The 552-nt window shown below is 38.6% G+C and carries 1 pseudogene; it reads left to right on the forward strand.

From position 1 onward, the window contains the following. Positions 1-52 precede the first annotated feature (52 nt). Positions 53-552, forward strand: a pseudogene (locus tag CXF79_RS17410) (IS3-like element ISCps9 family transposase); the annotation flags it as partial.

Consider the following 552-nt stretch of genomic DNA (forward strand, 5'->3'; position numbering starts at 1 on the left):
TGAAGTTCCCCCGTTTTAGTGGACACCTCCTCATAACATTGAGGAGGCTAAAATGCCTAGATATACCCAACCTAAAAAGACGTGGTTTTACCCTGTTAATTTCAAAATTAAAGCTGTCGAGCTAAGCTTACGAAACGACATGTTATCTAAGGATGTTGCTCAAGCGTTGGATATTCACCCGTTAATGCTAAGCCGTTGGCGTAAAGAATACCGAGAAGGGAAGTTTAAAAAAAACCAACACTATCAGAGCAATAGTGAACTCATGAGTAAAATCCCCACAAAGAAAGAACTAAATAAAATTAAACAGCTGCAAAAAGAAAACGACCGTTTAAAAATGGAAAATGATTTACTAAAAAAGTGGCAACGGTATCTGGCGGAAGTCCATCAGAACGATTTGGATTCATCGAAAAACACAAAGAAGCCTTAGGTGTTAAATACCTTTGCTCATGGCTTGATGTCTCTCGTAGTGGCTTTTATGCATGGCGACGACGTCCACGTTCAATGCGTGCTATTAATGATGCGGATTTACTTTTAAATATCAAACAAGTCTTT

It is taken from the genome of Colwellia sp. Bg11-28, from assembly GCF_002836245.1.
Lineage (GTDB): Bacteria > Pseudomonadota > Gammaproteobacteria > Enterobacterales > Alteromonadaceae > Colwellia > Colwellia psychrerythraea_A.